Origin of the sequence: Pantoea sp. C8B4 (genome assembly GCF_051336905.1) — a bacterium.
Lineage (GTDB): Bacteria > Pseudomonadota > Gammaproteobacteria > Enterobacterales > Enterobacteriaceae > Pantoea > Pantoea rwandensis_B.
Genome location: NZ_JBGMNK010000008.1, coordinates 104057 through 128835, shown reverse-complemented (window position 1 = coordinate 128835; position 24779 = coordinate 104057). Strand labels below are relative to the sequence as shown.

Annotated in this window: 18 protein-coding genes; 8 read left to right on the top strand and 10 right to left on the bottom strand. The window is 52.8% G+C overall.

Annotated features, from left to right (window positions below; translation table 11 throughout):
- Positions 1-286 precede the first annotated feature (286 nt).
- Both clpS and clpA read left to right on the top strand, forming a co-directional pair.
- Positions 287-607: an ATP-dependent Clp protease adapter ClpS gene (clpS, locus tag ACCW76_RS12135; protein WP_034820663.1), complete on the top strand. Its 321-nt coding sequence runs from the start codon at positions 287-289 to the stop codon at positions 605-607.
- A 55-nt stretch (positions 608-662) separates the two neighbouring features.
- Positions 663-2942: an ATP-dependent Clp protease ATP-binding subunit ClpA gene (clpA, locus tag ACCW76_RS12130; protein WP_034820660.1), complete on the top strand. Its 2280-nt coding sequence runs from the start codon at positions 663-665 to the stop codon at positions 2940-2942.
- Positions 2943-3037: 95 nt separating this feature from the next.
- On the opposite strand, the gene infA is transcribed toward clpA, so the two are convergent.
- From infA to trxB, 5 genes are all read right to left on the bottom strand, one after another.
- Positions 3038-3256: a translation initiation factor IF-1 gene (infA, locus tag ACCW76_RS12125; RefSeq protein WP_002211347.1), complete on the bottom strand. Its 219-nt coding sequence runs from the start codon at positions 3254-3256 to the stop codon at positions 3038-3040.
- Between the two features lie 349 nt (positions 3257-3605).
- Positions 3606-4298: a leucyl/phenylalanyl-tRNA--protein transferase gene (gene aat / locus ACCW76_RS12120; RefSeq protein ID WP_034820657.1), complete on the bottom strand. Its 693-nt coding sequence runs from the start codon at positions 4296-4298 to the stop codon at positions 3606-3608.
- A gap of 33 nt (positions 4299-4331) precedes the next feature.
- Positions 4332-6062 carry a heme ABC transporter ATP-binding protein/permease CydC gene (gene cydC / locus ACCW76_RS12115; protein WP_436338644.1) on the bottom strand — a complete coding sequence of 577 codons (1731 nt, stop codon included), beginning with the start codon at positions 6060-6062 and terminating at the stop codon, positions 4332-4334.
- The gene (cydD, locus tag ACCW76_RS12110; protein WP_436338643.1) at positions 6062-7831 is read right to left on the bottom strand and encodes a heme ABC transporter permease/ATP-binding protein CydD; all 1770 of its coding nucleotides are present in this window, start codon (positions 7829-7831) and stop codon (positions 6062-6064) included. Before cydD ends, cydC begins: the two co-directional genes overlap by 1 nt.
- Positions 7832-7977: 146 nt before the next feature.
- Positions 7978-8943, bottom strand: a complete 966-nt coding sequence (gene trxB / locus ACCW76_RS12105; protein ID WP_045834092.1) for a thioredoxin-disulfide reductase — start codon at positions 8941-8943, stop codon at positions 7978-7980.
- A gap of 521 nt (positions 8944-9464) precedes the next feature.
- Between trxB and lrp the strand changes: the two genes are divergently transcribed.
- The 5 genes from lrp (at position 9465) to serS (ending at position 17034) form a co-directional block, all read left to right on the top strand.
- Positions 9465-9959, top strand: coding sequence for a leucine-responsive transcriptional regulator Lrp (gene lrp / locus ACCW76_RS12100; RefSeq protein ID WP_006118610.1), 495 nt, complete (start codon positions 9465-9467; stop codon positions 9957-9959).
- 119 nt (positions 9960-10078) lie between these two features.
- Positions 10079-13504 carry a DNA translocase FtsK 4TM domain-containing protein gene (locus tag ACCW76_RS12095; protein WP_436338642.1) on the top strand — a complete coding sequence of 1142 codons (3426 nt, stop codon included), beginning with the start codon at positions 10079-10081 and terminating at the stop codon, positions 13502-13504.
- Between the two features lie 175 nt (positions 13505-13679).
- Complete coding sequence (gene lolA, locus ACCW76_RS12090) at positions 13680-14291, top strand: outer membrane lipoprotein chaperone LolA (protein ID WP_034820613.1); 612 nt, start codon at positions 13680-13682, stop codon at positions 14289-14291.
- A gap of 7 nt (positions 14292-14298) precedes the next feature.
- Entirely contained in the window at positions 14299-15645 is a 1347-nt protein-coding gene (locus ACCW76_RS12085) for a replication-associated recombination protein A (protein ID WP_436338641.1), read from the top strand.
- Between the two features lie 96 nt (positions 15646-15741).
- Positions 15742-17034 (top strand): serine--tRNA ligase, encoded by a 1293-nt coding sequence (gene serS, locus ACCW76_RS12080; RefSeq protein ID WP_034820608.1) that lies wholly within the window; start codon positions 15742-15744, stop codon positions 17032-17034.
- Positions 17035-17171: 137 nt separating this feature from the next.
- Here the strand turns inward: serS and ACCW76_RS12075 are convergent, their stop codons facing one another.
- Entirely contained in the window at positions 17172-17399 is a 228-nt protein-coding gene (locus ACCW76_RS12075) for a hypothetical protein (RefSeq protein WP_436338689.1), read from the bottom strand.
- Here ACCW76_RS12075 and ACCW76_RS12070 point away from each other — a divergent pair.
- Positions 17347-18498 (top strand): MFS transporter, encoded by a 1152-nt coding sequence (locus ACCW76_RS12070; protein ID WP_436338640.1) that lies wholly within the window; start codon positions 17347-17349, stop codon positions 18496-18498. The genes ACCW76_RS12075 and ACCW76_RS12070 overlap by 53 nt on opposite strands.
- Before the next feature lie 48 nt (positions 18499-18546).
- On the opposite strand, the gene pflA is transcribed toward ACCW76_RS12070, so the two are convergent.
- The 4 genes from pflA to ycaO all read right to left on the bottom strand — a co-directional run bounded on the left by pflA (position 18547) and on the right by ycaO (position 24773).
- Positions 18547-19287, bottom strand: coding sequence for a pyruvate formate lyase 1-activating protein (gene pflA / locus ACCW76_RS12065; protein WP_038647833.1), 741 nt, complete (start codon positions 19285-19287; stop codon positions 18547-18549).
- Between the two features lie 159 nt (positions 19288-19446).
- Positions 19447-21729: a formate C-acetyltransferase gene (pflB, locus tag ACCW76_RS12060; RefSeq protein ID WP_038647831.1), complete on the bottom strand. Its 2283-nt coding sequence runs from the start codon at positions 21727-21729 to the stop codon at positions 19447-19449.
- Between the two features lie 67 nt (positions 21730-21796).
- Positions 21797-22657 carry a formate transporter FocA gene (gene focA, locus ACCW76_RS12055; protein WP_038647829.1) on the bottom strand — a complete coding sequence of 287 codons (861 nt, stop codon included), beginning with the start codon at positions 22655-22657 and terminating at the stop codon, positions 21797-21799.
- A 355-nt stretch (positions 22658-23012) separates the two neighbouring features.
- Positions 23013-24773, bottom strand: a complete 1761-nt coding sequence (gene ycaO / locus ACCW76_RS12050) for a 30S ribosomal protein S12 methylthiotransferase accessory factor YcaO (RefSeq protein WP_200680488.1) — start codon at positions 24771-24773, stop codon at positions 23013-23015.
- Positions 24774-24779: the final 6 nt, after the last annotated feature.

Genomic DNA, 24779 nt, shown 5'->3' with positions numbered 1-24779 from the left:
GTGAGGTCATTGAAGCTGTGAGTCGAGTTTGTTTAAAACTCAATCAGCTTGTGTAAGTAGAATGTAGAGAAACGGTCCTTATCGTCAAGCAAACGGCCCTGGCGCACGGGGAGAAATTCATCAAAATTTGAGGCAGTTAACGCTATTGCAAATTTTGTGATACAGGTCGCGCATGGGCTTTTAGGACCGTTTTTTCTTAAGGGAAAGGTGGCTTGACAGACATGTTAAACTTAGGAATGGGCGCAGAAATGCGCGCAATCGTAACGCAGAATTTCGACGGAACATTATGGCAAACACAAACGACTGGCTTAATTTTGAACATTTAGCCGAAGATAAAGTACGCGAAGGGTTAAAGCCGCCTTCGATGTATAAAGTCATTCTGAATAATGACGATTATACACCTATGGAATTTGTTATTGACGTTCTGCAAAAGTTCTTTTCTTATGATGTTGAACGTGCAACGCAACTGATGTTGAAAGTTCACTACCACGGAAAGGCGATTTGTGGTGTATTCACTGCAGAAGTGGCGGAAACCAAAGTCGCCCAGGTGAACAATTACGCACGAGAGAATGAACATCCGTTGCTGTGTACGCTGGAAAAAGCCTGAGCCCGTCTCCATATAGGGGAAAGGTCGTCAGAGCGATAATTGGGGGAGGTGCCAAATGCTCAATCAAGAACTGGAACTCAGTTTAAACATGGCTTTCGCCAGAGCGCGCGAGCACCGTCATGAATTTATGACCGTCGAGCATCTGTTGCTGGCATTGCTCAGTAACCCGTCGGCCAGAGAGGCACTGGAAGCCTGTACGGTGGATATCGTGGCTCTGCGACAGGAACTCGAAGCCTTCATCGAACAAACCACACCGGTGCTGCCAGCCAGTGAAGAGGAGCGCGATACACAACCGACGCTCAGCTTCCAGCGCGTGTTGCAACGTGCGGTATTCCATGTCCAGTCATCCGGTCGCAGCGAAGTTGCAGGCGCGAACGTGCTGGTCGCCATTTTCAGCGAGCAGGAGTCACAAGCGGCTTACCTGCTGCGCAAACACGAAGTCAGCCGCCTCGATGTGGTGAACTTCATCTCCCATGGTACGCGTAAAGATGAGCCGGGCCAGCCGCAAAACAATGCGGAGAATCCGGTTAACGAAGAGCAAGCAGGCGGGGAGGAACGTATGGAAAACTTCACCACCAATCTTAATCAGCTTGCTCGTGTCGGCGGAATCGATCCGCTGATCGGCCGCGATAAAGAGCTGGAGCGTGCCATTCAGGTATTGTGCCGTCGACGTAAGAATAACCCGCTGCTGGTGGGTGAATCTGGCGTGGGTAAAACCGCCATTGCGGAAGGGCTGGCCTGGCGCATTGTGCAGGGCGATGTTCCGGAAGTGATGAAAGATTGCACCATCTACTCGCTGGATATCGGTTCGCTGCTTGCGGGTACCAAGTACCGTGGTGATTTTGAAAAACGTTTCAAAGCGCTGCTAAAACAGCTGGAACAAGACACCAGTAGCATCCTGTTTATTGATGAAATTCACACCATTATCGGTGCGGGTGCCGCTTCCGGTGGCCAGGTGGATGCCGCTAACCTGATCAAACCGTTGCTCTCCAGCGGGAAAATCCGCGTGATGGGTTCAACCACCTATCAGGAGTTCAGCAACATCTTTGAGAAGGACCGTGCGCTGGCGCGTCGTTTCCAGAAGATCGACATTACTGAACCTTCTGTCGAAGAAACCGTGCAGATTCTTAACGGCCTGAAACCGAAGTATGAAGCTCACCATGATGTGCGTTATACCGCGAAGGCGGTGCGTGCAGCCGTGGAACTGGCGGTGAAATACATCAACGATCGTCATCTGCCGGATAAGGCGATTGACGTGATCGATGAAGCCGGTGCGCGTGCGCGCCTGGTGCCGGTGAGTAAGCGTAAGAAAACGGTCAATGTGTCTGATATAGAATCTGTGGTGGCACGTATTGCGCGTATCCCAGAGCAAAGTGTGTCAGCCACCGATCGCGACACGCTGAAAAATCTCGGCGATCGTCTGAAAATGCTGGTGTTTGGCCAGGATAACGCGATTGAAGCACTGACTGAAGCCATCAAGATGAGCCGTGCTGGTCTCGGTCAGGATCGTAAACCGGTGGGGTCATTCCTGTTTGCTGGTCCAACCGGCGTCGGTAAAACCGAGGTGACGGTTCAGCTGGCGAAAGCCCTTGGGATTGAGCTGCTGCGTTTCGATATGTCTGAGTATATGGAGCGCCACACCGTGAGCCGTTTGATCGGTGCACCTCCGGGATATGTTGGTTTCGATCAGGGTGGTTTGCTCACCGATGCGGTGATTAAGCATCCACATGCGGTGGTGCTGCTGGATGAAATCGAGAAAGCGCACCCGGATGTCTTTAACCTGCTGCTGCAGGTGATGGATAACGGCATGCTGACCGATAACAACGGCCGCAAAGCGGACTTCCGCAATGTGGTGCTGGTGATGACCACCAACGCCGGTGTTCGCGAAACTGAACGTAAGTCGATTGGCTTGATTCAGCAGGACAACAGTACCGACGCGATGGAAGAGATCAAAAAGATCTTTACGCCAGAGTTCCGCAACCGTCTGGATAACATTATCTGGTTCCGTCATCTGGATACCGCGGTGATCCATCAGGTAGTGGATAAGTTCATCGTCGAGTTGCAAGCGCAACTGGATGCAAAAGGCGTCTCGCTGGAAGTCAGTGATGATGCTCGTGACTGGCTGGCGGATAAGGGTTATGACAAAGCGATGGGTGCCCGTCCAATGGCACGTGCGGTGCAGGAGAATCTGAAGAAACCACTGGCTAACGAACTGCTGTTTGGTTCATTAGTGGATGGCGGTTCAGTCTCGGTGGCGCTGGATAAAGAAAAAAACCAGTTGACCTACCATTTCCTGAGTGCGGAAAAACGCAAAACCGAAGGGACTGTGCACTGATGTGCTGAGTCGCAGATAAGAAAAGGCCGGATGAAAATCCGGCCTTTTTTTTCGCGCTCAGTTAATTGCCACAAACGCGAGATGTGGACAACAACTTAGCGACTACGGAAGACAATGCGGCCTTTGCTCAGGTCGTACGGGGTCAACTCGACAGTCACTTTGTCGCCCGTCAGGATGCGGATGTAGTTTTTGCGCATTTTACCGGAGATATGAGCGGTAACCACGTGCCCGTTTTCAAGTTCTACGCGGAACATGGTGTTAGGTAACGTATCCAGTACGGTACCCTGCATTTCAATATTGTCTTCTTTGGCCATCGAATCCTCTGGGGTGAACTACCAAACTGTTGAACCGGCAAGATAATGCCGAATTCCATGATTTATGTAAAGAACCGTTGGCGATTTTGCCAACGCTTCGCCGTGCGTCGCGCCATTGCGCGTGCATTACGGAAAAATTCGGGTGTTTTTATTGACGTCTGCGGGGGATTAGCGGGCTAAGAAGTTGTCGCAATCAGCATCAAGTGCACAACAGCAACAGCTTCGGGAAATGGATGAGATTCCCAACCTGGCAATTCCGGCTCGCCACAGCGAAGCGCGGACGACATACCAAACTCGCTTATTGTATCACTTTTGTCGGGAATTGTGTGCAAAACATCTGCGAGCTGGGTCAAAAAAGGGTTTGTGTTTGCCAGCAACCGCTTAAAACAGGCTGCCACGCCAGTGTTTGCACGTACTGTAAATAATCGACACGCGGGATTTCAACGGCGCCCAACGAAGCCGTATGCGGGTTAAGCACCTGGCAATCAATCAAGCGTCCCTGATGAGCGAGGAAATGCTGAGAGAAAACCCATAGCGCGGTTTTTGAGGCATTTTCCTGGCGGCTGAACATCGACTCACCACAAAATATCTGCCCAAGTGCCAGGCCATACATGCCGCCCACCAGTCGATTATCACTCCAGACTTCAATCGAATGCGCGTGACCCAGTTCATACAAGCGTAGCCACGCACGTTTCACTTCAAAGGTGATCCAGGTGCCTTCTTGTCTGCCGCTGGCACAGCCTTCCAGTACCTGCGGGAAGGCATGATTCATGGTGACGCGAAAAGGTGAACGGCGGTGAAAACGCGCCATGCTGCGGCTGAGATGAAAAGATTCCGGAAGCATCACGGCACGCGGATCGGGCGACCACCATAGAATCGGATCGCCGGGTGAAAACCAGGGGAAAATGCCGCGCTGATAGGCGTTCATCAGTCGGGCAGGGGAGAGGTCGCCGCCCATCGCCAATAATCCATTCGGCTCGCGCAGCGCCATCTCCGGCGGAGGAAAATTTAATGAATCCCGTGAAAGTTGTACCAGTCTCATTGCGTCAATTACCCTTCGGGCTGCTCGCTAAGACTATAGCGCAAAGCGCTGGTGGAAACGCCAATAGCGTCCTGCTTTTGAGATTAATTCGTCATGCGTGCCCGACTCAATAATCTGCCCCTGATCCATCACACAGATACGATCCATTGTTGCCAGGCCACTGAGGCGATGGGTCACCATGATCACCGTCTTACCCTGACTGACCTGACGCAACAGCGTCAGTATCTGCTGTTCGGTGGTGGCATCCAGGCCTTCGGTGGATTCATCAAGCAACCACAGATCGCCGTTGTGCAACAGGGCGCGCGCAATGGCCAGGCGACGCAGTTCGCCTCCCGACAGCGGGCGGCCACCTTCGCCCATCCACGCGTTGAGCCCTTCATCATGTTCCGCCAAATGGGTGAGTCCAACCTGATGCAGTACTGCATTGAGTTGTGCATCACTGGCGGCAGGGTGTGCCAGCAGCAAATTATCGCGTAACGTCTGACTAAACAGATGTACGCGTTGCGTGATCACGCTGATACGTTGACGCAGACTTTTTTCGTCCCACTCGGCAAGAGGAATATTATTCAGTCGAATGTCGCCCTGCTGCGCCTGCCAGCCACGCGTGATCAGTGCCAGCAAACTGGATTTGCCGCAGCCGGTGGGGCCGAGCAGTGCCAGATGCTCACCGGTTCTTAGTGAAAGCGAGAAGTGCCTGAGTACCGGCTCCGGTCGCTGCGGATAGCTGAAAGTGATCTTTTCCAGCGTCAGGCTGATACCCGAATCAGAGGACACGGTCGAGGAGGGAAAACGAATCAGAGGCGTTTGCTCAATGATTTCCTGTACGCGCTGTGCCGCGCCACTGACCTGCGAAAGCGGCAAAAATGCGCCTGCTACCGGTGCCAGCGCTTCAAATGCCGCCAGGCCGCAGAACACGAAAAGCGCGATGAATGCGCCAGGTGCGCTATCGCCGCCTACGCCCGCTGCGGAGATCCACAGCAGCAAGACGACGGTCGAGCCGCTGATTAACAATAACAGGCTTTGCGCCAGCGCTTGCAGGCGATGCTGATGCTGCTGAGCCTGCTGCCAGCGCATCTCTTCGGCATCCAGTTTTTTACGCCATAAGACCGCAGCACCATAAATTTGCAGTTCAGCCAGTCCGGTTACCCACTGCGTCAGTTGCAAACGCCAACTGGCTTGGTGCTGGGCGATGCGATGCCCGGCTGAGGTGCCTAATCGCCAGAACAGCGGCGGCATGAGCAAAAGCGTCAGCAGCATCATTCCGCCCAACAGCAGCGCCAGTGGCACATCCAATATCGCCAGACCGCAAGTGACCACCACTATCACTACCGCCGCGCCGACCAGCGGTGAAATGACGCGCAGATAGAGATGGTCTAACGTATCGACATCACTGACAAAGCGGTTAAGCAGTTCGCCCTGTCTGAAACAGGCCAGTTGTTCGGGGGCCAGCGCGATCAGTTTGCTAAAGGTGAACACACGCAAATGCTGCAACACTCTGAAAGTGGCATCGTGACTGACTAAACGCTCGAAGTAACGCGACGCAGTGCGAGTGATTGCCGCTCCACGCACCCCTGCTGCGGGCAACATATAGTTGAAACTGTACAGGCCAGCCACGCCAGCCAGCGATGAGGCGGCGAGGAACCAACCAGATAGGGTGAGCAAGCCGATACTGGCGAGCAAAGTCGCAATAGCTAAGATGATACCCAGACTTAAACGCCACGGATGACGACGAAACAGGCGCAGAAACGGCAATAGTGGATTCATCAGACAATCTCCTGCTGGCGATGCTGCACCATGGCACGCAACGGCCCGTCCTGAGCAATCAGTTGTTGCCACTGCCCCTGCTGCACCAGTTGCCCGGATTGCATCACCCAAACTTCATCCCAACTGGCAAGATCGTGAAGTTGGTGGGTGATCATGAGGGTGGTTTGCTGTGTGGCTGCCTGGTTTAATGCGCGCAACACATGCTGTTCACTTTGGCTATCAAGGCCTGAACCAGGCTCGTCCAGCAGCAGGAGTTGTGCCGGTTTCAACAGTGCACGCGCAACGGCGACGCGTTGCGCCTGGCCAACAGAAAGGCCCATTCCGCCATCGCCAATGGGTGTGTCGAGGCCTTGCGGCAAACGGGACAGAAACTCATCTACGCCCGCCTGTTGTAAAACGCTGCGCAGCGTTGCTTCATCCATGCTGCTGTTGAGAGACAGGTTTTCGCGCAGCGTGGTCGCGGGCAAATGTGGATTTTGCCCCACCCAAGCCAGATGCTGCTGCCAGCTATCACGGCTAATATCCCGCAGTTCATGCCCATTGACGCACAGCGATCCTTGATAGGGTAGAAAGCCGAGCAACACATTCATCAGTGCTGATTTTCCTGCGCCACTTTGACCCACCAGCGCCACGCGTTTATTCGCCTCAAGCGTAAAATTCAGCGGCTGTGATAGCGCTTCACCTTTGGCTGTCATCACCACCAAATTCTGTGCTTCAAGGCTTAAAGGGGTATCGAAAGCGACTGACAGGCTGGAGGCTGATGCTGGGATTTCCGGACTTTCGCTAAGAAAACGATCCAGTGCATCGGCGCCCCCAACGGCTTGCGCTTTAGCGTGGTAGAAAGTACCCAGATCGCGCAGCGGCTGGAAAAACTCAGGCGCCAATATCAGTGCCAGGAATCCGGCAAACAAGGTCACGCCAGTACCATAATGGCCAAAATTAAGTTCGCCAAGATAGGAGAAGCCGAAATAAACCGCGACCACGGCAATCGCCAGTGAGGCAAAGAATTCCAGCACCGCGGAAGAGAGAAAAGCAAGGCGCAGCACTTCCATGGTGCGCTGACGAAAATCCGTGGTGCTTTCAGCAATCGCCTGCTGCTCAGCGGCAGCCCTGTGGAACAGGCGCAACGTTTCACGCCCGCGCAGGCGGTCATAAAAATCGCCGCTCAGACGCGCTAGCGCGAGGAAGTTTCGACGGTTTGCATCGGCGGCACCCATGCCAACCATCGCCATGAAAATCGGAATCAGCGGTGCGGTCGCGAGCAGGATCAATCCGGCCGCCCAGTTAATCGGGAAGATGGCTATCAGGATGGCGAAGGGAATAAAAACGGCCAGAGACATCTGTGGCAGATATCGCGCGTAATATTCTTGCATCTCTTCAATTTGCTCAAGCAGCAGTGTTGCCCAGCTTCCCGCCGGTTTGCCCTGAACCCAGGCAGGACCTAAATCATTTAGCTTATCCAGTACCTGCTTGCGCAGAGCGCGACGGATGGCAACGCCAGCACGGTAACCGGCCATTTCCCGTGCATAGTGCAGACCCGCGCGAAGAGCAAAGCAGAACAGCAGCAGGATGAAATCAGTCAGCAGGGCACCGCGCGGTTGTTGGGCGACGATAAGATTCTGCAGCAGCGAGGCCAGCAACCAGGCTTGAGCAATAATCACCAGTGCACCGGCAAAACCGAATAGCGATGCGGCACGTAAACTGCTTGCGCCGTGGAGACGTTGCTGACGGAGCCAGCGAAGAAGATGTTGCTGCCGTGATTTTTCCATGCGAAGCCGTTTGATCACTGATGGAGAGAGGCAAAACCGGATAAAGTATCCGGAAATATTAAGCGCATGAACTTTAGCATGCAGGCAATAAAAAAGGCGACCAAAACAGGTCGCCTCTTTGCAATTATGATCAGCTTATTAACAAGTTACAGATCGGTTTTAACAAGCCCATCAAGGTAGCGTTCTGCATCCAGCGCAGCCATACAGCCGGTACCGGCAGAGGTGATCGCCTGGCGATAAATATGGTCCATCACATCACCCGCTGCAAAGACGCCAGGAATGCTGGTCTGGGTCGCATTGCCCTGCAGACCGGACTGCACTTTGATATAGCCGTTTTCCAGCGCCAGCTGGCCGTCGAAAATGGCGGTATTCGGGCTATGGCCAATCGCCACAAACAGCCCGGCAACATCCAGCGTTTCTGGCTCTTCACCTTTGGTGGAAAGCAGTTTCACACCGGTGACACCCATCTGATCGCCGACCACTTCTTCCAGTGTGCGATCGGTGTGCAGTACGATGTTGCCGTTGCGTACTTTATCCATCAGACGATCGATCAGGATTTTTTCGGCACGGAAGCTATCACGACGGTGAATCAAATGGACTTTCGCCGCGATATTTGCCAGGTAAAGGGCCTCTTCCACCGCGGTATTACCGCCACCAATCACCGCGACTTCTTGATTACGATAAAAGAAACCGTCGCAGGTCGCACAGGCGGAAACACCTTTGCCTTTGAACGCCTCCTCCGAAGGTAGACCCAGATAACGTGCGGATGCACCGGTCGCGATGATCAGCGCGTCAGCGGTGTACTCACCGCTGTCACCCGTTAAACGGAAGGGGCGGTTTTGCAAATCAACCGTGTGAATATGGTCGAAAATAATTTCGGTGTTGAATTTTTCGGCATGCTCTTGCATACGTTCCATCAACGCCGGGCCGGTCAGATCGTTCGGATCGCCTGGCCAGTTCTCAACTTCAGTGGTCGTGGTGAGCTGACCGCCTTTTTCCAGCCCGGTAATCAATACCGGATTCAGGTTAGCGCGCGCGGCATAGACTGCAGCGGTATATCCGGCAGGACCGGAGCCTAAAATGAGCAGCTTACTGTGTTTGGCCGTACTCATGCGTTCCTCAGTTTTTTTGCGACAACATAGTTTTTGATTGTAGGGAAATTAGCGCAGCAAAAAAAGGTTTCAGCAATTTTGATAACAATCGCTGCAAGCGGCGTAGTCGATGAATGCAAATTCTGCACGTCGATTGCGCCAAAAGGGGGCAATGCTCGGCAAATTCTGGTGCAGCAGCATAAAAATTCTCATTTAAAAACAGCAACCCAGAACTCTATCTGGCATCTTGTACTGAATTTGGATGTTTTACTTTGACAATCGCCTGCTGTTTTGCGAAAACATTATCAGAAGCGGAGAATATTTAGCGGTTCAAAACAGAATTTCATTTCTGTTTTGCACGTTTTTGCCGGATAAACTCAGTCTGACATTGGTAATGACGCATGATGTGGACAGACAACATACGTCATACGGATGGAAGCGTTACTGCACAGACTTATCGTCTTCACTTCAGTAAGGCCCTGAACAATGAGCGTTTTCAGGGTGTGGCAGGTAAAGGGAAGGAATTAAGAGAGACAATAATAATGGTAGACAATAAGAAACGCCCCGGAAAAGATCTGGACCGTATCGACAGAAACATTCTGAATGAATTGCAGAAAGACGGCCGTATTTCTAATGTTGAGCTTTCAAAACGTGTTGGCTTATCACCTACGCCGTGTCTTGAGCGTGTGCGTCGCCTGGAACGTCAGGGCTTCATTTTGGGTTACACCGCACAACTGAACCCACATTATCTGGATGCTTCACTGCTGGTATTTGTTGAGATTACTCTGAATCGTGGTGCGCCAGATGTGTTTGAACAATTTAACGCCGCTGTGCAAAAACTTGAGGAAACTCAAGAGTGTCACCTCGTTTCCGGTGACTTTGACTACCTGTTGAAAACCCGTGTACCGGACATGTCCGCCTACCGTAAGCTTTTGGGTGAAACCTTGCTGCGCCTGCCGGGCGTAAACGACACCCGTACTTACGTGGTGATGGAAGAGGTCAAACAGAGCAATCGTCTGGTGATCAAAACCCGGTAATGCAGGGCAGGTGCAAAACTTGCAGGAATTCGGTACACTCCTGTGAATTCATACAGGACCAGCGTCGGGCTTGCCCGGCGCTGTTGCCTTCTTAATTTACAGGCACCTGGAGAGTTCTCTTGAGCCAGGAATATACAGAAGATAAAGACGTTTCGTTACAACCGCTGAGCAGTGGACGCAGGCTGCTGGAAGCGTTGCTCATCCTTGTGGCCCTGTTCGCCATCTATTTGATGGTGTCGCTGGTTAGCTTCAATCCTTCCGATCCAAGCTGGTCGCAGACCGCCTGGCATGAACCGATCCATAATTTGGGCGGTAGTGTCGGCGCATGGCTGGCGGATACTCTCTTATTCATTTTCGGCGTGATGGCGTATGCCATTCCTCCGGTCATCATTGGTTTGTGCTGGATTACATTCCGTCAGCGCGATCGCCAGGATTACATCGATTACTTTGCGGTGGGCTTACGCCTGATTGGCGTGCTGGCGCTGGTGGTGACCACTTGTGGTTTAGCCGCGCTGAACGTTGATGACATCTGGTACTTTGCTTCGGGCGGTGTAATTGGCAGCCTCGTCAGTAATGCGATGGCGCCCTGGTTTAGTTCTGCCGGCGGTACTTTGACGCTGATCTGCGTCTGGGCGGCAGGCATAACCTTGTACACGGGCTGGTCGTGGCTGACGATCGCCGAAAAAATCGGGAGCGTGGTGATGGGCGTACTGACCTTCGCCAGCAACCGCTCTCGCCATGACGAACCCTGGCAGGAAGAAGAGGAGTACGAAGAAGAGGAAGAGCATGCCGAACATGCTGCGCCTCCACTGCGTGCTGCGCAATCGCATGATGACGATGATGACGTTCTGCTGGCTAAACCGCGTAAGGTGGCTGAGCCTATCGCCGAACAGTTGCCGGATGATCCTCTGCTAGCCAAAGCCAGTGCCGCGACCGCCGCGGCCATTGCCGTGACCGCCGAAGCTGCACACCAGGCGCCCGTTGTGCCGTCACCCGTGGTCAATGCACCCGCCGAAGCGGCACCTGTTGTTCATACCCCTGTGGTGCCAGCGGCAGTAGCACCTGTTGCGGTACCGCCTGCGCCTGAACCGGTTATTCAACCCGCACCGCCGCTGTATCGCTTTGAAGTTCCGGGCGAACCTGCACCCTCAGCGTTTTCACCCGTTGATGACGATGAAGGGCCACGCATGGGGAACTGGCAGGATGCCGCTCAATCATCTGCTTCTCTGAACACTGCGGCAGCCGCAGCAGTGGGAGCAGCTGCTGCGAAAACGGCTTCTGCGTATACACCAGCCTTCGATGTGGTGCCGGAGCGTGATTACAATCCGCAGGTGAAGCAGGGTATTGGCCCTGAATTGCCGCGTCCGAACAAAGTTAAACTGCCAACACGTCGTGAACTGGCTTCTTACGGCATTAAGTTGCCGTCACAGCGTATGGCAGAAGACAAAGCGCGCGAAGAAGCCGAACAGCCGTTGCCTGAAATGACAGCGACCTATCATGAGCCCTCACAGGATCATGAAGAGGATACCGCCTTGCAGGAAGCACACCTGCGCGAAGCGTTTGCATCTCAGCAACAGCAGCGTTATGCAGAAAGCGGACAGCATCAAGTCGAAGAAGATGAAGAGGCTTTACATCAGGCGCAGTTGGCCAATCAGTTTGCAGCTCAGCAGCAACAACGCTATCAGCAATCTGAAACCAATGAAGGCCCGGTATTTAACCTTGATACTTCATCAGCCTTTGATTTTTCGCCAATGAAAGATTTGGTCGATGACGGCCCAAGCGAGCCATTGTTTACCATCGCTGCAACGCCTGAGCCGGAAGCGCCTGCGCAGTGGCAACAACCTGCCGCACCACAATCCGAAGCGCCTGCGCAGTGGCAGCAACCTGCGGCAGCGCAGCCAGAAGCCATGCCATCGCTGAATGAGCACAATAGCCCATGGTCGTCATCCGAGACCGAAAGCTATGCTGCGCCAGCAGAAGCGCCTCAACCGGTCGCCCCTGCGCAAGATAGCCTGTTCCATCCGTTCCTGGTTCGTCATGAACGTCCGCTGGAAAAGCCTTCTACGCCGCTGCCGACGCTTGATTTGCTGACCTCTCCGCCTTCGGAAGAAGAGCCGGTGGATATGTTCGCGCTTGAGCAGACAGCACGATTGGTTGAAGCGCGTCTGGCCGATTATCGTGTGAAAGCCGAAGTCGTCGGTATTTCACCAGGTCCGGTGATCACCCGCTTTGAGCTGGATCTTGCTCCTGGCGTGAAAGCTGCGCGTATTTCTAACCTGTCGCGCGATTTGGCTCGTTCGCTTTCAGCTGTCGCGGTGCGTGTGGTTGAAGTGATTCCGGGCAAACCTTACGTTGGCCTGGAATTACCGAACAAACATCGCCAAACCGTCTATCTGCGCGAAGTGCTGGATTGTGACAAGTTCCGCGATAACCCGTCACCGCTGTCGGTGGTGCTGGGTAAAGATATCTCGGGTCAACCGGTGGTGGCCGATCTGGCGAAGATGCCGCACCTGCTGGTTGCCGGTACGACCGGTTCCGGTAAGTCGGTTGGTGTGAACACCATGATCATCAGCATGCTGTATAAAGCCACACCAGAAGAAGTGCGCTTTATCATGATCGACCCGAAAATGCTGGAGCTCTCCGTCTACGAAGGCATTCCGCATTTGCTGACTGAGGTGGTCACCGACATGAAAGATGCGGCGAACGCGCTGCGCTGGAGTGTGGGTGAGATGGAACGCCGCTACAAGCTGATGTCTGCGCTGGGCGTGCGTAACCTTGCCGGTTACAACGAGAAAATTGAGCAGGCTGCTGCCATGGGGCGCCCAATTCCAGATCCGTTCTGGAAGCCGGGTGACAGTATGGAGACCACGCCGCCTGTGCTGGAAAAACTGCCGTATATCGTGGTGTTGGTGGATGAATTCGCTGACCTGATGATGGCGGTGGGCAAGAAAGTTGAAGAGTTGATTGCTCGCCTGGCACAGAAAGCGCGTGCGGCGGGTATTCACCTGGTGTTGGCAACGCAGCGTCCGTCGGTAGATGTAATTACCGGCTTGATCAAAGCCAACATCCCAACGCGCATTGCCTTTACGGTATCCAGTAAAATTGACTCACGTACCATTCTTGATCAAGGCGGCGCGGAATCATTGCTGGGGATGGGTGACATGCTTTACATGCCGCCTAACTCCTCAATGCCGGTGCGTGTCCACGGTGCCTTCGTGCGCGATCAGGAAGTGCATGCGGTGGTGCAGGACTGGAAAGCGCGTGGACGTCCGCAATACATCGACAGCATTACCGCGGGTGAAGAGAGCGAGAGTGCAGCGGGCGGTCTTGATGGTGATGAAGAGCTTGATCCGCTGTTCGATCAGGCGGTCTCATTTGTGGTCGAGAAACGTCGCGCCTCTATCTCCGGTGTTCAGCGTCAGTTCCGTATTGGTTACAACCGTGCAGCGCGCATCATTGAACAGATGGAAGCGCAGGGTATTGTCTCTGAACCGGGCCATAATGGTAACCGCGAGGTGCTATCACCGCCGCCGCACGAGATGTAATCTAGCGAACGCCATGACTTACTTCTGGGCCAGTTAACACTGGCCCGTTGTTTATCTGCAGAACGATCCCCATATCGTTGGGAGCTTTCGGCTTTTTCTTCTGTCGAACAGACAGAGCGGCAACTACGTTTAATGCAGTAAGTGTCGGGAAACCATGAATAAGGAATCGAATCAGATGAAATTACGCGTTATTGCCTGCGGCCTGCTGGCCGGTTTTGTTTCTTCGTCGGTATTGGCGGATGCGTCGAGCGATTTGCAGCAGCGTCTGAACAAAGTGAACAGTTTCCATGCCAGCTTTAGCCAGAAAGTGACAGATGGCAGCGGTGCGAATGTGCAGGATGGTGAAGGTGAACTGTGGGTTAAACGCCCAAGTTTATTCAACTGGCATATGACCGCGCCAGACGAAAGCGTGATTATCTCCGATGGCAAAAACCTGTGGTTCTATAATCCGTTTGTTGAGCAAGCCAGCGTTAGCCTGCTGCAGAACGCCACCAGCAATACGCCGTTTATGCTGATTGCCCGTAATCAGCCGAGCGACTGGCAGCAGTACAACATCAAGCAGCAGGGTGATAATTTCGAGCTGACGCCAAAAAGCAGCGATGGCAACCTGAAGCAATTCACTATCAACGTCTCTGCATCCGGAACTATCAACAAATTCAGTGCGATTGAGCAAGATGGTCAACACAGTGATTATCAGCTGAAGAGCCAGAAAAACGGTGCGATTAGCCCAGATAAGTTCACCTTTACACCGCCAAAAGGGGTAACGGTGGACGATCAACGTCAGTGAGGTCGTGGTGAGTAACCTGTCCCTGGATTTCGCCTCTTCAAATGAGTTCCAGCCGCTGGCCGCGCGTATGCGGCCAGCCACATTGCAGCAGTATATCGGGCAACAGCATCTGCTGGCGGCGGGTAAACCGCTGCCGCGCGCGATTGAAGCCGGGCATCTGCACTCAATGATTTTGTGGGGGCCGCCAGGAACAGGGAAAACAACGCTGGCAGAGATTATTGCGCACTATGGCAAGGCGGATGTTGAGCGAATTTCTGCCGTGACATCCGGCGTGAAAGAGATCCGTGAAGCCATCGAGCGCGCCCGGCAGAATCGTCAACTGGGCCGCCGTACCATCCTGTTTGTGGATGAGGTTCATCGTTTCAATAAAAGCCAGCAGGATGCATTCCTGCCCCATATTGAAGATGGCACCATTACCTTTATCGGTGCGACCACCGAGAATCCCTCTTTTGAACTCAACTCGGCACTGCTATCGCGTGCTCGCGTCTATCTGCTGAAATCGCTCACCACTGAAGATATTGAACAGGTGCTCACCCAGGCGATGGAGGACAGTGCGCGAGGGTACGGTAATAGCGACATTCTGCTGCCAGAAAACACCCGGCGCATGATTGCTGAGTTGGTTAACGGCGATGCGCGTCGTGCGCTGAATACGCTGGAAATGATGGCGGATATGGCAGAGAGCAATGCGCAAGGAAAGCGTGAGCTGACGCCACAGTTGCTGAATGAAGTCTCAGGAGAAAGGGCGGCGCGGTTTGATAACAAAGGCGATCGTTTCTATGACCTGATTTCGGCGCTGCATAAATCCGTGCGCGGTTCGGCGCCGGATGCCGCTCTCTACTGGTATGCCCGCATCATCACGGCCGGGGGTGATCCGTTGTACGTTGCACGCCGTTTACTGGCGATAGCTTCGGAAGATGTGGGCAACGCCGATCCACGCGGTATGCAGGTGGCTATTTCGGCATGGGACTGTTTCACCCGCGTCGGGCCTGCTGAAGGCGAGCGTGCCATAGCCCAGGCGATTGTTTATCTGGCCTGCGCACCCAAAAGTAATGCGGTTTATACCGCGTTCAAGGCGGCCATGCGCGATGCGCGAGAATTCCCGGATTACGATGTGCCTGAGCACCTGCGCAATGCACCCACCAAATTAATGAAAGAGATGGGGCTGGGCAAAGAGTATCGTTATGCACATGACGAACCCAATGCTTATGCGGCCGGAGAGGTGTTCTTCCCGCCTGAAATGGCGCAAACGCGCTACTATCAACCGACCAATCGGGGGCTTGAAGGGAAAATCGGCGAAAAACTCGCCTGGTTGGCTGAACAGGATCAAAATAGCCCGATAAAACGCTACCGCTGATAAACGCCTTACGGTAAGGTGAGCAAGTATTTCAATGCATTCCAGTGGGATGCATCCCTTCATTCGTTCAACCAACCTTAATTACACAGGATAAGCATGCTCGATCCCAATCTGCTGCGTAATGAGCCAGACGCAGTCGCTGAAAAACTGGCACGCCGAGGATTCAAACTGGATGTGGAAACGCTGCGCTCGCTCGAAGAGCGTCGTAAAGTACTGCAGGTAGAAACTGAAAATCTGCAGGCAGAGCGTAATTCCCGATCCAAATCCATCGGTCAGGCCAAAGCGCGTGGGGAAGACATCGAGCCACTGCGTCAGGAAGTGAACGTGCTGGGCGAACGCCTGGATGCGGCGAAGGTTGAGCTGGATACACTGCAAAATACCATCCGCGATTTTGCTCTCTCGTTGCCTAACCTGCCGGTCGATGAAGTGCCGCTGGGTAAAGATGATACTGAGAATCAGGAAGTCAGCCGCTGGGGTCAGCCCCGTCAGTTCGATTTCCCGGTAAAAGACCACGTTGAGTTGGGTGAAGCGGTTAAAGGCCTGGATTTCGCTGCCGCAGTGAAACTGACCGGTTCACGCTTTATCGTGATGCAGGGGCAAATCGCTCGCCTGCACCGTGCGCTTAGCCAGTTCATGATTGATCTGCATACTCAGCAGCACGGGTATCTGGAAACCTACGTGCCGTATCTGGTTAACCATGAGACGCTGTTTGGTACGGGTCAATTACCTAAGTTTGGTGAAGACCTGTTCCACACCAAGCCTTTGGGTGAAGAAGCGGGCAGCAGCAATTACGCACTGATCCCGACGGCGGAAGTGCCGCTGACCAACCTGGTGCGTGATGAGATCGTGGAAGAAGAAAATCTGCCGATTAAACTCACTGCGCACACGCCATGCTTCCGTTCTGAAGCGGGTTCTTATGGACGCGACACGCGTGGTCTGATCCGTATGCACCAGTTCGATAAAGTTGAGATGGTGCACATTGTTGCGCCAGAAACGTCAATGGACGCACTGGAAGAGTTGGTTGGCCACGCCGAGAAAGTGCTGCAGTTGCTGAATCTGCCTTACCGTAAAGTACTGCTGTGCACCGGTGATATGGGCTTTGGTTCAGCCAAAACCTATGATCTGGAAGTATGGTTGCCGGCGCAGGATACCTATCGTGAGATCTCATCTTGTTCCAACATGTGGGATTTCCAGGCGCGTCGCATGCAGGCTCGCTGTCGCAGTAAAACCGATAAGAAACCGCGTCTGGTACATACACTGAACGGTTCGGGGCTGGCAGTAGGTCGTACGCTGGTTGCGGTGCTGGAAAACTACCAGCAGGCTGACGGCCGTATCGAAGTACCAGAAGTGCTGCGTCCTTATATGGGCGGACTGGAAATCATTGGTTAACCCCAGCTTTCTGATAGTAAAACCCGGCAATGCCGGGTTTTTTGTTTTTAGCTTCAGCCGATTATTTTTTAGTAAGAATTAATCAGAAATAAACGTTATCGTCAGCAGCCCCCCTCAAAACACTAAAATCTATAAATTCATGCAGATAGCATTGAGTTTTTATGATGATATATCTCCTCTAAGCTGCTGAAGATAAAAATAATAAATTGTTCAGCAGCAAATTGTGCGGCGGTGATTTTTTGCCCGTTGACTTTAAAATAGCGAATGGCAAACTGCGCGCAATTATCTTCATTTCTTTGGTTTTTAATCCCTATGTCTACCTGGTCGCGCCCCGTCGTGTTGCTGCTTTGCGGCTTAATGCTCATGACGGTGTCTATTGCTGTGCTGAATACGCTGGTACCGCTTTGGCTTACCCATGATCAACTGCCGACATGGCAGGTGGGTATGGCCAGTTCAGCCTATTACACCGGTAATCTGCTGGGGACGCTGCTCGCAGGCTGGTTGATCAACCGCTATGGTTTTAATCGCTGTTTTTATCTGGCCAGCGCGCTGTTTGCCGTGGCGACCATGGGAATGGTGCTGTTAGAGGGGTTCTACAGCTGGACTGCGCTGCGTTTTGTTGCGGGTGTCGGTTGTGCGCTGATCTGGGTGGTGGTGGAGAGTGCGTTGCTGTGCAGTGGCACAGTGCGTAATCGCGGTCAGTTGTTGGCTGCCTATATGATTGTCTATTATCTCGGCACGGTGGCGGGCCAGTTGCTGGTGAGCCGCGTTTCGACTGAACTTCTGCATGTCATTCCATGGGTCACCGCGCTGATCGTCTGCGCCGTGCTGCCAGTGGTCTTCCTGCGTGTTAATGCCAGCTCAGCGACTGAAGAGGCTTCTACCGGTCGCATCTGGACCATGTTGCGCCGTCGCAGCTCGCGTCTGGGCATCAACGGCTGCATTATTTCCGGTATCGTACTGGGCTCACTGTATGGTCTGATGCCGTTGTATCTGTCGCATCGGGGAATGAGTGATGCCAACGTCGGTTACTGGATGGCGCTGCTGGTGAGTTCGGGCATTGTCGGTCAGTGGCCGGTGGGACGTCTTGCCGACCGTTTTGGGCGCCTGATGGTGTTGCGCGTTCAGGTGTTTGTGGTGATTCTGGGTGCCATCGCCATGTTGGGCGATACTGCCATGGCGCCTGCACTGTTTGTTTTGGGGCTGGCTGGCTTCACGCTCTATCCAGTGGCGATGTCATGGGCATGCGAAACCGTTGCGCATCATGAGCTGGTTGCCATGAATCAGGCGCTGTTGTTTAGCTACACCATCGGCAGCCTGGTCGGGCCGGGTATGACATCGATGCTGATGCAGAATTACTCTGACCGTTTGCTGTTTGTAATGATTGCCGCTGTGGCACTGGTCTATCTGGTGATGCTGCTGCGTAAAGCTGACCAGCATGCCACGCCAATTGCACATGCTTAATATCTGAATGAACCAATGAAAAAAGGGAGCGGTAAGCTCCCTTTTTTGTCAGTACATCACTTCGTGACCATATCCTGCCAGAATATTTTTGACCCGTTCCATCGTCTCTTTACTGGGTGGTTTTACCCCATCCAGCTTGTACTCTTCGCCCATGGCAATCCATTTGTGCTTGCCCAATTCATGGTAGGGCAGTAGCTCAATCTTCTCGACGTTCTCCATATCCTTGGTGAATGCACCCAGGCGATGGGCAGAGTCATCGTCATCGGAATAGCCGGGCACGACCACAAAGCGAATCCAGGTTCGTTTGCCTTTCTTCTGCAGATAGCGTGCGAAATCGAGAGTACGATGATTGGAGACGCCAACCAGAATCTGGTGCACATCATCATTAATTTGTTTCAGATCGAGCATCACCAGATCGGTGGCATCCAGCAATTCATCGATTACCGGATCATAACGACGTACAAAACCGTTGGTATCCAGACAGGTATGAATGCCTTCCGCTTTGCAGGCACGGAACCAATCGCGCACAAACTCGGCCTGCAAGATCGCTTCCCCACCTGATGCCGTTACTCCTCCGCCAGAGGCATTCATAAAGTGACGATACGACAGTGCATCTTTCATCAGGTCGTCAACCGTGACTTCTTTGCCACCGTGGGTGTCCCAGGTGTCGCGATTATGGCAGTAGAGGCAGCGCATCAGACAGCCCTGGAAGAAGGTGATAAAACGGATGCCGGGACCGTCAACGGTGCCGCAGGATTCGAATGAGTGGATACGACCGATGGTTGACATTGCGATGTATTCTCCGGGTTAGCCTCAACATCAGGCGGCACAATCTGTGTTGTGCTCTTGGATTAAAGTCGATTTTGCGAGGCTGCCAGCGAAAGCAAACTGGCAAAACAGACTTGTGGAGAAAAGGCTCCCGCAGGAGCCTTTACATTTCAGGGAGGATTACAGGGACTGAGTGAACGTACGGGTAATCACATCCTGCTGCTGCTCTTTGGTCAGCGAGTTAAAGCGCACAGCATAACCGGAAACACGAATGGTTAGCTGAGGATATTTCTCCGGATGTTCCATCGCATCCAGCAGCATCTCACGGTTCATCACATTGACGTTAAGATGCTGACCGCCCTCGATATTGGCTTCATGGTGGAAGTAGCCATCCATCAGGCCCGCAAGGTTGGTTTTGCGCACGTTGTCATCTTTACCCAACGCATTTGGCACGATGGAGAAGGTATAAGAAATACCATCTTTCGCATAGGCAAACGGCAGTTTGGCTACCGAAGTCAGAGAAGCCACCGCACCTTTCTGATCGCGACCGTGCATTGGGTTAGCACCTGGACCGAATGGCGCACCTGCACGACGACCGTCAGGGGTGTTACCGGTTTTCTTACCGTATACCACGTTAGAGGTGATGGTGAGCACCGACTGCGTTGGCACCGCATTACGATAGGTTTGCAGTTTCTGAATTTTCTTCATGAAACGTTCAACCAGGTCACACGCCATATCATCGACACGTGAGTCGTTGTTACCAAACTGCGGATACTCGCCTTCAATCTCGAAATCTACGGCCAGACCATCCGCATCACGCACGGTTTTTACTTTGGCATATTTAATGGCAGAGAGGGAATCCGCCGCCACTGACAAGCCTGCGATACCACATGCCATGGTGCGATAGACGTCACGGTCATGCAACGCCATCAGTGAAGCTTCATAGCTGTACTTATCATGCATGTAATGGATGATATTCAATGAGGTGACATACTGTTTAGCCAGCCAATCCATGAAGTGATCCAGACGTGCCATCACAATGTCGAAATCCAGAATTTCATCAGTAATTGGCGCCTCTTTCGGGCCAACCTGCATTTTCAGTTTTTCGTCCACGCCACCGTTGATTGCATACAGCAGTGTTTTAGCCAGGTTGGCGCGGGCGCCGAAGAACTGCATCTGTTTGCCGACAATCATTGGGCTCACACAGCAGGCGATCGCGTAGTCATCGTTATCAAAGTCAGGACGCATCAGATCGTCATTCTCATACTGCAATGAAGACGTATCGATAGAGACTTTGGCTGCATATTTTTTGAAGTTAACCGGCAGTTTTTCTGACCACAGGATTGTCATGTTCGGTTCTGGTGACGGGCCCATGGTGTACAAGGTATTCAGGAAACGGAAGGTACTTTTAGTGACTAAAGTACGGCCATCGACACCCATACCGGCCAGAGACTCGGTTGCCCAGATTGGGTCACCTGAGAACAACTCGTCATATTCTGGGGTACGCAGGAAACGCACCATACGCAGTTTCATCACCAGGTGGTCAATTAACTCCTGCGCGCCTTCTTCAGTCAGTTTGCCCGCTTTAATATCACGGTCGATATAAACATCGAGGAAGGTAGATACGCGACCGAATGACATCGCGGCGCCGTTCTGTGATTTCACAGCGGCCAGATAGCCGAAGTAGGTCCACTGTACAGCCTCTTGCGCTGTGGTCGCGGGCAGAGAAATATCAGAACCGTATTTGGCAGCCATTTCTTTAATCTGACCAAGCGCACGGTGTTGCTCGGAGATTTCTTCACGCAGGCGGATAGTGGCTTCAAGATTGACACCATTTTCCATATCGCTTTGCAGTGAATTGAACTGCGCCACTTTATCTTTCATCAGATAATCGATGCCGTACAGCGCCACGCGGCGATAGTCACCGATGATACGACCACGACCATAAGCATCTGGCAGACCGGTCAATACACCGGATTTACGGCAGCGCAGAATGTCCGGAGTATAGACATCGAACACGCCCTGGTTATGGGTTTTACGATAGTCGGTGAAGACTTTTTTCAGGGCAGGGTCGAGTTCACGGCCATAAACTTTGCAAGAACCTTCGACCATTTTGATGCCGCCAAATGGGATAATGGCGCGTTTCAGCGGTGCTTCAGTCTGCAGACCTACAATGGTCTCCAGCGACTTATTGATATAACCCGCATCATGTGAAGTGATGGTAGAAGCCAGGTCGGTATCGAAATCAACCGGTGCATGGGTGCGGTTCTCAATCTTGATACCTTCCAGCACGCTGTCCCACAGTTTAGTGGTGGCTGGTGTGGCACCCGCGAGGAAAGATTCGTCACCTTCATACGGGGTGTAGTTTTTCTGGATAAAGTCACGGACGTTGACACCGTTCTGCCATTCGCCGGCGCTAAATCCTTCCCAGGCTGACGCCATTTTTTCGTTAAGTTCGGACATGATATACCTGCCTTATTTAGGGAGACTCTGACGATGACGTGCGCTCGGGCACGCCCGTTTTAATTTCTTAATGCACCGGATCATCACCGCGCAGGTAGATGACCCAGTAGGTCAAACCGACTAACAATCCGCCACCAATAATGTTGCCGATTGTCACTGGAATGAGGTTATTAACAATAAAGTCGCCAACGCTGAGAGAGGGGAACTGTGCGGCGCTGGAACCGGCCATTTGCCAGAATTCCGGGCTGGCGAAGTCACGAATGACGATTGCCATTGGAACCAAAAACATGTTGGCGATACTGTGCTCAAAGCCGCTGGCGACGAACATCCCGACGGGCAAAATCATGGCGAACATTTTGTCGAACAGACTGCGGCCGGAGTAACTCATCCACACCGCCAGGCAAACCATCAGGTTAGCGAGTGTGCCGAGGCTGACGGCTTCAATAAACGTGTGATGCATTTTGTGGTCGGCGGTTTGCAGGACATTCAACCCCCACGCGCCATTGGCAACCATATGTTCACCTGCTAACCAAATCAGCGCGACAAAGAACAGCGCACCAAACAGGTTACCGATATAGACATTCAGCCAATGACGACCAAGTTGCATCCAGGTGATGCGCCCGCTGGCTTTCGCCACCACAATCAAAACCGTCGAAGTGAACAGGTCCGCGCCACATACCACAACCAGCATCAAACCCAGAGAGAAGCAGATACCGCCAATCAGTTTCGCAATACCGTAGGGCATGGCGCCACTGCCCGTGGTGGCAGTAATGTAGAAAACAAACGCGATAGAAATAAATACGCCAGCAGTGATGGCTAAGAAGAAGGTGGTTAAAGGATGTTTAGTGGCTTTATAGACGCCGGCATCTTCAGCAACTTTCGCCATGGCCGCGGGTAATAATGCATTAAAAGGGTTGTCAGCTTTCACACTAACGCTCTCCTGAAATTGTCTGTAAAGATACTAACAAAGGAGTATAGGTCAGGAATTGATGTGGATCATAAATGGCAGGGAGGTACGGGGTAAGCGAGGCGTTAAGTTAAAGAATATTCACTTAAATTGTTGAATTATATGAACTAAAAATTTTTTAATTTATGCAAAATAAGTTTAATGATTGGTCTTTGAGAGTGACTCAATGTTAATTCAGTTTAACCAATGAAACTGAATTGTTAATTATCAATATTCAATGTTGAGTATGACAATGTGAAGCAAAAAAAATGGCACCGGGATTAATCAGTGCCATTCTCAACGTTAGCAAAAATATCGCGCTAAGCGTTCGTGAATATTACTTCGACCAGTAGTTGCGCTTTGCTGCCTGCAGTTTTTCATAGGCGGCCAGCAGGGCCTGATGCGCCGGGAAGGCTTTGAGATCGAGGTCCACCGCCTGCAGGCCGTAGAATGGCGCTTCACCGCTGATCGCTGCAGAAGCGGCATCAACAGCGGCTTCGCCATACATCCGCACAAAGGCACGATGATATTGCAGCGGATCGCGTTCTTCTTCCATGGCGAGCAACAGCAGGGTTTGCAGGCAACGGTAATAGTTGGCGCGTTCGGCGCTGAAGATTGACTGGTTGAACTCCATGGTCCACTCCGTCCAGATCAGAGCCTGATCCAAATCTCCGCCCGCCAATGCCAGCATGGCTTTCAACTCGCCAATACGTAGGGTGTACCAGCCATTGTCTTTACCTGACGCCAGACCCAGCAGCTCACGGACGCGAGTGAAGTCGTCATGACCTTCTTCATCCAACTGCTCGATGAGGTTCAGATACGCTTCCGGTTCCCACTCACTGGCTGGCAGCGCCAGCAACGTTTCACGCAGCGGCGCGCCCATGCTGTTGTTGGCCAATAACAGGTCTTCTGCCGGATAAATATCTGACATGCCCGGTACGATGATACGGCAGGCGTAAACGCCCAGATGCTCATAATCCGCGATGTAAACCTCTTGATCTTCCGCTCGGAAGATGGCCATCAGCGTATCAAACTCTTCGTGCGTGCTGCCTGAGAAGCTCCAGTCGACGAAAGGATAATCCGCATCGTCTTTGAACATGTCCCAGGAGATTAAACCACTGGAATCGATAAAGTGGGTTTCCAGGTTGGCGTGTTCAGCCACTTCTTCATCATCGAAGGTTGGTGGGGTGAAGACATCCAGGTCTTTCAGTCCACGGCCCTGGAGCAGTTCAGTAACGGTACGTTCCAGTGCCACACCAAAGTCTGGGTGCGCGCCGAATGAAGCAAAGCAAGTGCCGTTGGCCGGGTTGAACAACACTACGCAGATAACCGGGTATTTGCCGCCCAGTGAAGCATCGTAAGAGAAGATCGGGAAACCTTCGGCTTCCAGGCGTTCAATCGCCTCAATCACGCCGGGGTAGCGCTGCATCACTTCAGCAGGGATTTCTGGCAGGCTAATTGACTCAGCGATAATGCGGTTTTTAATGTGGCGCTCAAAGACTTCAGACAGGCCCTGTACACGCGCTTCGTTCGCGGTGTTACCGGCAGACATGCCGTTAGAAACATACAGGTTGCCGATGATGTTCATCGGGATGTAGACCGTCTGCTGGTCGGATTGACGGGTAAATGGCAGGCCGCAGATACCACGGTCAACATTACCTGACTGCAGGTCAATCAGATCTGAGGCGCTCAGGCTATCTTCAGGATCGTAAAATTTCTGCAGACGCGCATCCAGAATGCCTGCTGGCAAACTGTCATCGTCGGTCAATGGGAACCACTTCTCATTCGGGTAGTGAACGAAATCGCCGTTGGCGATGGACTGACCGAGCCAGAAATCGGCGAAGAAGTAGTTGGTTGAGAGACGCTCAAAATATTCGCCTAACGCCGAAGCCAGTGCCGCTTTCTTACTGGCACCTTTACCATTGGTAAAGCACAGCGGGCAGTCGCGATCGCGGATATGCACAGACCAGACGTGTGGAACCGGGTTCAGCCAGGAGGCTTCTTCAATGTTGAAGCCCAGGTCCTGCAGTTTGTGCTGGAAACGTGCGATGGAGTCTTCCAGTGCGGCGTCTTTTCCTGGAATAAACGTTTGCGTCATGTTGGC